Source organism: Actinomadura sp. NPDC048032 (genome assembly GCF_040653175.1).
Taxonomy (GTDB): domain Bacteria; phylum Actinomycetota; class Actinomycetes; order Streptosporangiales; family Streptosporangiaceae; genus Spirillospora; species Spirillospora verrucosospora.
On sequence record NZ_JBEZJP010000306.1, the window covers coordinates 1 to 10,066 of the forward strand.

A 10,066-nucleotide genomic window follows, 5' to 3' on the forward strand; every position below is an offset into this window, starting at 1 on the left:
GGTACGTGTTCCCGGCCGCTCCTGTTCCCCGGCGTTCGCGTACCTGGGCGTTATGGTCCGCCCGCTCCCACCCGAGGAGGACGGGGACGTTGGCACAGCTCACCGGGCAGATGCTGATCGGGTTCGAGTGCGTCACCGGGACGGGGAAGGGGATCGCAGCCGTCGATCCCCGCACCGGGGAACGTCTCGAACCGGAGTACCGCTGCGGCGGCGACGCCGAGGTGGATCGGGCCTGCGCGTGACAGGTGGCTGGTTGATCTGAGGGGTGCCCACGGCCGCTTTTCATGCGGGATCTGGGTTTGTTCAGCGGCTCGTCGGGCGGCACGGGCTGCGGTGGGGTAGCGGGCGGCGGGTGGACGTTGGAGGAGCTCCCCGCGGCGGCGAGGCGCGTGGTTCCGGACTGGTGGTTCGACCTGGAGCGCCCCTGCCTTGTCAGGGACCTCGGCCGCGCCCGGTAGCATCGGGCCGACCCCCGGTTTCCCGTACCCAGGCGAGGACATGCAGCAGTTGCCCGCGGCCGAGTACCGCCACGTCTACGAGTTCAAGATCCGGTTCGGTGACATCGACTCCCAGGGACACGTGAACAACGTCAAGTTCCTCGGCTACCTGGAGGACGCGCGGCTGGAGATGTTCCACGGCGACCCGGTGCGCAAGGGGGAGCCGCCCGTCCGCGGCATGGTGATCTCCCGGCACGAGATCGACTACCGGTATCCGCTGCTCCCGACCGTCTACCCGATCCGGGTGGAGACGTGGGTGACCGAGGCCCGCGCCGCGTCGTTCAAGCTGGCCTACGAGGTGCGGGACGACGACCACGTGTACGCGGAGGCGACCTCGACGCTCGTCGCGTTCGACGTGGAGGCGAACCGCCTGCGCCGCTTCACCCCGGAGGAACGCGAGTTCATCGGGCGGTACGTGGTGCCCCGCGCATGACGGCGCTCGCCGGCCCTCCGCCCGCGCTCGACGGACGTCGGGTGGGGGTGCGCCTGCGCGCCGTCCAGATCGCGGACGCGGAGGCGCTCGCGGCGCTGTACCGGGAGAACCGCGCCTACCTGCGTCCCTGGGAGCCGGAGCGGGGGGAGGCGTACTTCACCGTCGACGGCCAGCGCGACAACCTGCGCGACCTGGTCGAGGCGTACGCGGCGGGGGAGATGTGGCCGGGCGTCATCCTCGTCGACGGCGAGGTCGCCGGGCGCATCACGCTCAACAACATCCTGCGCGGCCCTCTCCAGAGTTGCTTCGTCGGCTACTGGGTGGCGCGCGCGCACGCCGGGAGGGGCGTCGCCACCGAGGCCGTCAGGCAGGCACTGGACGTCGCGTTCGGCGCGCTCCGCCTGCACCGCGTCGAGGCGTTCACGAGAGTCGACAACGTCGCTTCTCAGCGGGTGCTCGAACGCAACGGGTTCACGCCCGTGGGGACGGCCCGTCGCCACATCCACCTGGACGGGCGCTGGCACGACGAGCGGCTCTTCGAACGCCTGGCCCCGTGGGACGACGGCTTCGCCCTCGCCCCTCCCACCTGATCCTCCGCTCGGCCCCATCCCTGCACGCCCCGGCGGACGTTTCGTCGGCACCCGTGTGCCCGTCAGGCTTGCCGATGCCTCGCGCTCGGTCGAAGGGGCGGCCCTCCGCAGGTCGTCTGCCCGGGTCGATCTGATCTCCGCTCCCCGTTGGTCGCCGTTCCGGACGTGATCGAGGCCCACCGTGCGGCCCCGCGTTCTTCCAGCGTGAACGCCAATGCGTACCTGATCACGCTTCCGCCCCTCTTGGGGGTTGTTTTCCGGTCTGATCGGGTGACAACCGACCTGTCACGGATAGGTAACAAGCCCAACAGCAATCCGTTTTAGCCGGGCTTCTCCCTCTAGGGTCGCGACGCGAATGTGGAGAACCCACGTGAAAGGGGCACAATGCGGCGCGTCTCACGAGGAGCCATGGCACTGCTGCTCGCCGCGGGCATGACCGGGGCGGGCGCCACCGCGGCGCAGGCCGCGGCCACGGCTCAGGCGGGCACGGCGAAGGCCGGCGCCGCCCAGGCGGGCGACATCCTCGCCCAGCTGAAGGCGATCCCCGGCATGCGGGTGACGGAGAAGCCGTCCACCCTGCCCGGCCAGCGCTGGTTCTGGCTGGAGTACCGGCAGCCTGTCGACCACCGCAACCCGCGGGGGCAGTGGTTCGAGCAGCGCATCATGTTGCAGCACAAGTCGGCGGACCGTCCCATGGTGCTCTACACCAGCGGGTACAACACGCCGGAGACGATGTTCACCTCCGAGCCGACGGCGCTGGTCGACGGCAACCAGATCTCGGTCGAGTACCGGTACTTCACCCCGTCCCGTCCCGAGCCGACGGACTGGAAGAAGGACACGATCTGGCAGGCGGCCACCGACGAGCACCGGCTGATCGGCGCCCTGAAGACCATCTACCAGGGCAAGTGGATCTCGACGGGGGCCAGCAAGGGCGGCATGACGGCCGTCTACCACAAGCGGTTCTACCCGCGGGACGTCGACGGCAGCGTCGTGTACGTGGCGCCCAACGACGTCAACAACAACGACGACCGCGCCTACGACAAGTTCTTCCAGACGGTCGGCTCCGACCCCGCGTGCCGCGCGAACGTCAAGGCGCTCGCGCGCAAGTTCCTCGAACGCCGCACCGAGATGCTCAAGCGCTTCAAGGCCGCCGCGGACGAGAACGGCTGGACGTTCGACATCCTGCGCACCCAGGACCGCGCGTTCGAGAACTCGGTGATGGACTACGAGTGGGGCTTCTGGCAGTACAGCCTGCAGTCCGCCTGCGCGGGGCTGCCGAACGCGAAGGACGCCACGGACGACCAGCTCTACGAGACGCTCGACAACATCTCCGGGCTCTCGTTCTACAGCGACCAGGGCCTCGCCCCGTACATCCCGTACTACTACCAGGCGGGGACGCAGCTGGGCTGGCCGACGCCGAAGTTCAAGCACCTGCGGCCGCTGCTGCGGTACGAGGACAGCTACCAGCCGCGCACCTACGTCCCGCGTGACATCGCCATGCGGTTCGACAACGGCCGTGCCATGCGCGACATCGACCGCTGGGTGCGCGGGAACGCCAACCACATGCTGTTCCTGTACGGCGCCAACGACCCGTGGGGTTCCGAGCCGTTCCGCCTCGGGCGCGGCAGCCGCGACTCGGCTGTCTACGTCGCTCCGGGCATGAACCACAGCGGCCGCCTCATCGCCAGGCTGCCCGGTGACCAGCAGACCAAGGCGATGTCCGACGTCAAGCGCTGGGCGGGCGTCGGAACCGGCATGCAGACCCTCAAGTCGGCCCCGATGGCCGACGACCCGCTCCAGCTCCAGCGCCCGCCGCTGTAGCCGGAAGCGCCTTCCGGCGAAGGACCGCGGTGTGCCGGTCCGTGCGTTGACCCCTCGCACGGACCGGCGCACCGCGTCCTGCGTTCAGGGGACGCTCAGCCACGCGGCGGTGTTGCCGGGAAGCAGGTCGCCGTAGAGGGGCGTGCTGGTCAGGAGCGGCGTGCCGTCGGGGAGGCGCACAGGGTTCTCGCCGCAGTTGAGGGCCAGGATCAGAGAACCGCGCCGGAAGAAGAGGGCGGTCTCGGGGGAGTCGAGCCACTCCAGGTCATCGGGGAGGCCGCCGTGCAGGCGGCGCCGCAGCGCGAGGGCCTCGCGGTACCAGCTCAGCATGGAGGACGGGTCGGACGCCTGCGCCTCGGCGGTCATCGACGCCCACCGCTCCGGCATCGGCAGCCACGGCCGGACGCCGTCAGGGGAGAAGCCATAAGGCTCGGCGCGGCCCGACCACGGCAGCGGTACCCGGCAGCCGTCGCGTCCTGCGGTCTGCCCGTTCGTGCGCTTGAAGATGGGGTCCTGCCTGGCGTCGTCAGGCAGATCCGTCACCTCGGGCAGTCCCAGTTCCTCGCCCTGGTACAGGTAGGCCGACCCTGGGAGCGCCAAGAGGAGCAGTAGCGCGGCCTTGGCTCTGGCGTGCCCGATGCCCTGGAAGCCGTCCCGCTGCTCGTAGCGGGTGACGTGGCGGACGGAGTCGTGGCTCGACAGCACCCATGTGGGGGCGGCGCCCATGGGGGCGACGGCCTTCAACGCTGCGTCGATCACTTCGCGGAACGCCATGGCCGACCACGGGGCAAGCTGCAGGTCGAACTGGAACACCTGGTGCAGTTCGTCTGGACGCAGGTAGAGGGCGAGGTCTTCCGGACCGTCCGTCCACACTTCGCCTATGGCCATGCGGTCGCCGTCGTACTCGTCGAGGATCTGGCGCCATCTCCGGTACACGTCGTGGACTTCCGGACGGCTGTACATGGGCCCGTTCACCATGTCCCGCTCCTGGCCGCGGAGGTCGCGGAACGACTCGTCCTTGAACAGTCCGGCGGCGACGTCGATGCGGAAGCCGTCCACGCCGCGGTCGAGCCAGAACCGCAGGATGTCCTCGAACTCGTGCCGCACCTCGGGGTTGCGCCAGTTGAGGTCGGGCTGCTCGGGCGCGTACAGGTGCAGGTACCACTCGCCGTCGTCCAGCCGCGTCCAGGCGGGGCCGCCGAACGCCGACGGCCAGTCGTTCGGTGGGGCGGCCTCGCCGGGACGTTCCCCTGGCTTGCCGGCGCGGAAGATGTAGCGGGAGCGTGCGGGCGACCCGGGCGGAGCCGCGAGCGCCTCCCGGAACCAGCGATGCCGGTCGGAGGAGTGGTTCGGGACGATGTCGACGATCAGCCGCATCCCGTGGGCGTGCACGTCCGCCACGAGGGCGTCGAAATCGTCCAGCGTGCCGAACCGGGGATCGACGTCGCGGTAGTCGGCCACGTCGTAGCCGCCGTCCGCCAGGGGGGAGGTGTAGAAGGGGGTGAGCCACAGCGCGTCCACACCGAGATCGCGCAGGTGGCCGAGCCGGGACCGGACCCCTTGGAGATCGCCTTCGCCGTTCCCGTCGGCGTCGGCGAAACTGCGGACGTAGATTTCGTACACGACGGCGTTGCGCCACCACGGGATTCGCGTCATACGGGGCGCTCTACCCGCTCACGTCGGGGCGTTCACCATGCTCTGCGCCGCCATGGTGAAGTAGGCCCAGAGCTGCTTCTCCAGGTCTTCCGGAAGCCCGAGCTCGTCCACCGCGACCCGCATGTGCCGGAGCCACGCGTCCCGCTCGGCCGCGCCGATGACGAAGGGCACGTGACGCATCCTCAGCCTCGGGTGCCCGCGCTGAGTGCTGTAGGTGTTGGGACCGCCCCAGTACTGGATCAGGAAGAGCCGCAGCCTCTCCTCGGCGGGACCGAGGTCCTCCTCGGGATAGAGGGCGCGGAGGTCGGGGTCGTCCGCGACCCCCTGGTAGAAGCGGTGCACCAGCCGGTGGAAGGTCTCCTCGCCGCCGACCGCTTCGTAGAAGGTCACCTGTTCAGCCATAGCGCCCCCACCCTATGTGAGACACGCCCTCTTCCTCACCTTGATCCACTGGGAAGGCGGCTAGGGCGCGGGGGTGGCGACCGTGACGCCCGCCTCGTCGAACGCCCGCTTGACGCGTTCGCGCAGCTCGCGGGCGATGTCGCCCTGCTTGCCCGGCGCCGTCTTGAGCACGACGCGGATCACGACGGCGTCGCCGGCGAGGGCCTGCACGCCCCACACCGACGGCTGCTCCAGGACGAGGTCGTGCCACGCCCCGTCCGCGGCCAGCTCGTCGGCGGTGGTCTGCAGGATCTCCTTGACCTTCTCGGTGTCCTCGTTGATGTCGACCGGGATGTCCAGGACGGCGCGGCCCCAGTTCTGCGACTCGTTCCCGACCTTCTTGATCTCGCCGTTCGGGACGTACCAGACGACGCCGTTGACGTCCCGCATGCGGGTGACCCGCAGGGTGACGGCCTCGACCGTCCCCTTGGCGCTGCCCACGTCGATGACGTCGCCGACGCCGTACTGGTCCTCCAGCAGCATGAACAGCCCGGCGAGGAAGTCCTTGACGATGTTCTGCGCGCCGAAGCCGACCGCGACGCCGATCACGCTGGCGCTGGCGAGGATGGGGGCGAGGTTGAGGCCGAGCGAGCCGAGGATGCTGAACGCGGCCGTGCCCATGATGATGATGGACGCGATGGAGCGCAGCACCGAGCCGAGCGTCTGGGCCCGCTGGGCGCGCCGCCTGTTGAGCAGCGCGGGGCTGCCCTCGAAGACCGTCCGGGACCGCTCCCGGACCTTCTCCGACATCGTGCCCTCGGCCATCCGCAGCGTGACCTTGGTGATCATCCGGTGCGCGATGTTCTTCACGATCAGCGCGACCACGAAGGTCACGATGATCCACAGCAGTGTGGTGAGCGGCTTGTCCAGCCACGTCGCCCAGAACTGGGTGAAGTCGGTGTTCTTCGAGATGTTCCAGACCAGCCGGCACGAGACGCTGGGGTCCGTGTTCTTGCAGGCGGCCTCGGGGGTGCCCTTCTCGGCCCAGGGCAGGAACGGCTTGGCGACCGGCGACACGGCGAGCGGCACGCCGATCGACGCGAACAGAGACATGGTGTGGCAGACCCTCCCCGGCCATTGCGGTTCCCCGCCAACTCGCCGTGGACCTGCGGCGGGTACGAGCCCGATCGTAGGGGACGGTTCCGACCGGTTCATACGAACGCCGGGGCCGGCGGCGGGGACCGGCCGGGGAGGGGGCCTGCCGGGCGAACGTGTCCCGCGGGGTCCGCGGCTGCCGCGCCCTTCGCCGCGGCCTCGCGGGACACGCCCGGCCTGGTGGGCGCCCTGCCGGCGGGCGCCCGGGTCGGTGACGGTGCTCGGGCTCGGAGGCCCGGAGTGAGTCAGCTCACCTCGCGGCGAGCGGCTGGAGGACGTGCGCCAGCTTGAGGGCCGCTCCGCCGACGTCGTCGACGCGGTGCATGCGCTCGCCCCAGGACCACCAGAAGTAGTGGTCCTTGGTCTCGGGGGCCGGTGCGCAGGTGACGTCCTCCGCGAGGCTCGCGGCCTCGGGGTTCACGACCCTCAGGAACGCCGGCCCCGAGCGGGTCCTGACGACGCGCGCGACGAGGCCCCGCGTGTCGAGTTCGTGTTCCAGCTCTTCGAGGTAGCCGACGCGTCTGTCGCTGACCACCTTCGCACCCCCTCCATCGGCGGGCGGAACGCCCGCGAGCACAGTGCCGGTCGACCCAGATGATCGACTCTCCGGATTCGCTCGATCACAACACGAGAGATTTCCAACACTCACACTGACCGGTCAAGGGGGCGGCCGGGGGCCGAAGAACCGGATTTCCCCACCTCAGGAGAAGTCCTCCTCCCTGCGGAGGAAGATTCTCTACCCACGGGGTGCGGAGCGCGTCCCGGCCCTCATCACTTCTCCGGAATCGCTTGGCGGGGACTGTGACGAGGATTACGCTGCGTGCGCAAGAGATTATCTGTTGTGGCCAAATCGACCGGTCGCCGCGGTCGGAACGGTCGTCCACCCCCCGAGGGGACGACGTTCCGGCACGACCGGAGGAGGCGCCGGATGTCGGACCCCCCTCGGAGAGAAACGGACGTCGCTCGCCGGATCCGCGCGCACGCCCTGGCGCGAGGACGGGGCCCGGTGGCGATCGCGCAGGAGATCCACGAGCAGTGCGGGCCGCTGTTCGGGACCAGCCGGATCAAGGCGCACCGGCTGGCCCACGGCGTCGCGCTCTCCGACATCGTGGCGCAGGTCAAGGCGCTCTACGAGGTCGACGGCAAGCCGCCGCCGCGACTCGGGGAGACGCTGCTGTCCGCGTACGAGAGCGGCTACAAGCGACCCGGCCCGGAGTACCTGCACTACCTGTGCGCCGTCTACAGGGTGGAGCCCGACGCCCTCGACTACCAGAGTCCCTGCATCTGCGGCCGCGGGCACGCGACCCGGGCGGGCGCCGCGAGCGTCCCGCAGCCGCGCACGCCGGACCAGCGTCCGGTACCCGACCCCGACGCCATCGTCGGGGCGATCGTGCCCAGGAGCGAGGAGCGCCCCTGGGCGACCGTCAACGACCTGCGGGGCCATGACCGCGCCGACGGCCCCCTGACCATTGATGTGGGAGAGGAGGACATCGTGCTTCGTAGGACCCTTCTGCAGCTGCTGGCCGGAGCGGGCGTGGCGCTCGACGGTCAGTTCCTTGGGGCCGTCGACAACCTGCGCCGCAAGATGGACGACACGCTCGTCGGCGCGACCGTCTCGCCGACCATGCTCGACCAGTGGGAGGAGACCACCTACGGCTACGGCCGGCAGTACCAGGCGACCCCGTCCCTCCGGATGCTCTGCGACGTGCTGCTCGACTTCAGCGAGGTGCGGCGCATGTGCGACAAGCGCCAGCCGGTCGAGCTGCAGGAACGCCTGTGCCGGATCGCCGCGCAGCTGTCCGGGCTGTCCGGGCTCATCATGATCAACCTGGGGGACCACCGGCTCGCCCGCTCGTTCTTCCGGACCGCGCGGACCGCCGCCGACGAGACCGGCGACCGCCAGCTGCGCGCCTGGGTGACCGTCCGCGAGTCGCTCGTGCCGATGTACTATGGCGACCCGCGCGAGGCGCTGCACCTGGCCCGCAAGGCGCAGGACCTCGCCGGCCGCACCCCCGGCGTCGCCGCCGCCATGGCCCCCGCCGTGGAGGCGCGCGCGCTCGGCATGCTGGCGATGCGCGGCCGCGGGGACGCCGCCCCCAGCGCCCGCCGCGCGCTCGTGCGCGGCCGCTCGGTGTTCGACCAGCTCTCCAAGACCGACACCTCCGACCTGGTGTTCGGGTTCACCGACCGCCAGATGGCGTTCTACGAGGGCGACACGTTCACCAACCTCGGCGACCACAGGCAGGGCGACGAGGTGCTCAGCCACGCCCTCACCCTGTACTCGCCCACCGACCGCGTCGACCTCACCCTGGTGCGGCTCGACCGGGCGATGTGCAAGCTGCACGCCGGTCACCCCGAGGCCGCGCTGACGGCCGGCCGGGAGGCGATCTTCGACCTGCCCGCCGACCACCGGTCCGACATCCTCGTGCACCGGGCCCGGCAGATCGGCGCGGCGGTCGCGACCAAGCACGGCCAGATCCCGGAGCTGCAGGACTTCTACGAGGCCCTCTCCGGCCCGTCCGTGAAGAGCCCCACCCAGGATCCGCCCGCCGCCGTCCGCCCGGGGGAACAGGTCTGACCGGGATGAGCGCCGACAACGCCTCCTGGCAGGGCCACCCCACGCTCGTCCGGCTCGAGGACGATCCCCCCGAATGGCGCTACGGCGACCTGCGGATCCGCCGGTACCACGCGACCGACCACGGCGTCGTCCTGGCCCTGCACCAGGAGGGGCTGGCCCAGGTCGGCCTGCGCCCCGGCGACGGCGTCTACTACGACCACGACTTCTTCCGCATGGAGGACATCTATCTCCGCAACAACGGCGAGTTCCTCGTCGGCGAGCTCGACGGCAGGGTGGTCGCGATGGGCGGCCTGCGCCGCGCCGACCTGATCCCGGGCGGCCACGCCCGCGCCTACGGCGGCTACGCCCCCGGCAACCCGACCCTCGACGTCGCCGAGATGGTGCGCCTGCGCGTCCTGCCGGCGGTCCAGCGCCGGGGCTACGGCACCGCACTGGTCCAGGCCCTGGAGGAACGCGCGGTGGAGTACGGCTACCGCATCCTGCGCGCCGACACCACCGAGTTCCAGTCCCCCGCCCTGGCCCTCTACCGCAAGTTCGGCTGGACGGAGACCCGCCGCGAAACCATAGGCGGAATAGTCAACATCTACATCCAAAAGCCACTGCGCTGACACGTGTGGCAGTGCTCTTCTCCACCAGAGAAGAGCACTGCGACAACCCCCACCTGACAACCGCGCCCGCCTCCGAAGGCAGATCAGCGGACCGAAAACCTGCTCGCGCAACGAGCCCAAGCGATGCCAGCAGGAGCGCAGGCGCTGGCAGCCCGCCACCCCCAACGGCGGAGAGCTGACAGCGACAAATGCCACCTACTGCGCCAACCCCGGCCTTAAGAGCAACCACCCAACAACCTGAGAAGTCGCGATCGCGTCCGAAGGCAGGTTCGAGCGAAGCGAGAACCTGATCGCGCAGCGAGCCGCAAGGCGAGTCGGAGCGATGCCAGCGATCGCCCGCAGTGATC

At 70.2% G+C, this 10,066-nt stretch carries 9 protein-coding genes and 1 pseudogene; 6 read left to right on the forward strand and 4 right to left on the reverse strand.

Annotation, left to right across the window (positions count from 1 at the left end; genetic code table 11):
* Positions 1-89 precede the first annotated feature (89 nt).
* From AB0C69_RS30115 to AB0C69_RS30130, 4 genes are all read left to right on the forward strand, one after another.
* On the forward strand, positions 90-242 hold the full coding sequence (locus AB0C69_RS30115) for a hypothetical protein (protein WP_360358472.1): 153 nt from the start codon (positions 90-92) through the stop codon (positions 240-242).
* Between the two features lie 256 nt (positions 243-498).
* Entirely contained in the window at positions 499-930 is a 432-nt protein-coding gene (locus tag AB0C69_RS30120; RefSeq protein WP_089309629.1) for a thioesterase family protein, read from the forward strand.
* Positions 927-1,520, forward strand: coding sequence for a GNAT family protein (locus tag AB0C69_RS30125; protein ID WP_345175766.1), 594 nt, complete (start codon positions 927-929; stop codon positions 1,518-1,520). The genes AB0C69_RS30120 and AB0C69_RS30125 overlap by 4 nt, the downstream gene beginning before the upstream one ends.
* Before the next feature lie 408 nt (positions 1,521-1,928).
* Positions 1,929-3,341, forward strand: a complete 1,413-nt coding sequence (locus AB0C69_RS30130) for a S28 family serine protease (protein ID WP_360358473.1) — start codon at positions 1,929-1,931, stop codon at positions 3,339-3,341.
* An 84-nt stretch (positions 3,342-3,425) separates the two neighbouring features.
* On the opposite strand, the gene AB0C69_RS30135 is transcribed toward AB0C69_RS30130, so the two are convergent.
* From AB0C69_RS30135 to AB0C69_RS30150, 4 genes and pseudogenes are all read right to left on the reverse strand, one after another.
* On the reverse strand, positions 3,426-4,997 hold the full coding sequence (locus tag AB0C69_RS30135; protein WP_360358474.1) for a glycoside hydrolase family 13 protein: 1,572 nt from the start codon (positions 4,995-4,997) through the stop codon (positions 3,426-3,428).
* A 30-nt stretch (positions 4,998-5,027) separates the two neighbouring features.
* Positions 5,028-5,387: pseudogene (locus AB0C69_RS30140) on the reverse strand (globin); the annotation flags it as partial.
* A gap of 72 nt (positions 5,388-5,459) precedes the next feature.
* Positions 5,460-6,491 (reverse strand): mechanosensitive ion channel family protein, encoded by a 1,032-nt coding sequence (locus AB0C69_RS30145; RefSeq protein WP_360358475.1) that lies wholly within the window; start codon positions 6,489-6,491, stop codon positions 5,460-5,462.
* A gap of 292 nt (positions 6,492-6,783) precedes the next feature.
* Positions 6,784-7,068, reverse strand: coding sequence for a hypothetical protein (locus tag AB0C69_RS30150; RefSeq protein ID WP_179836786.1), 285 nt, complete (start codon positions 7,066-7,068; stop codon positions 6,784-6,786).
* 393 nt (positions 7,069-7,461) lie between these two features.
* On the opposite strand from AB0C69_RS30150, the gene AB0C69_RS30155 reads away from it, so the two are divergent.
* Complete coding sequence (locus tag AB0C69_RS30155; protein ID WP_360358476.1) at positions 7,462-9,111, forward strand: XRE family transcriptional regulator; 1,650 nt, start codon at positions 7,462-7,464, stop codon at positions 9,109-9,111.
* Positions 9,112-9,116: 5 nt separating this feature from the next.
* Entirely contained in the window at positions 9,117-9,719 is a 603-nt protein-coding gene (locus tag AB0C69_RS30160; RefSeq protein ID WP_345175755.1) for a GNAT family N-acetyltransferase, read from the forward strand.
* The last annotated feature ends 347 nt before the right edge of the window (positions 9,720-10,066 follow it).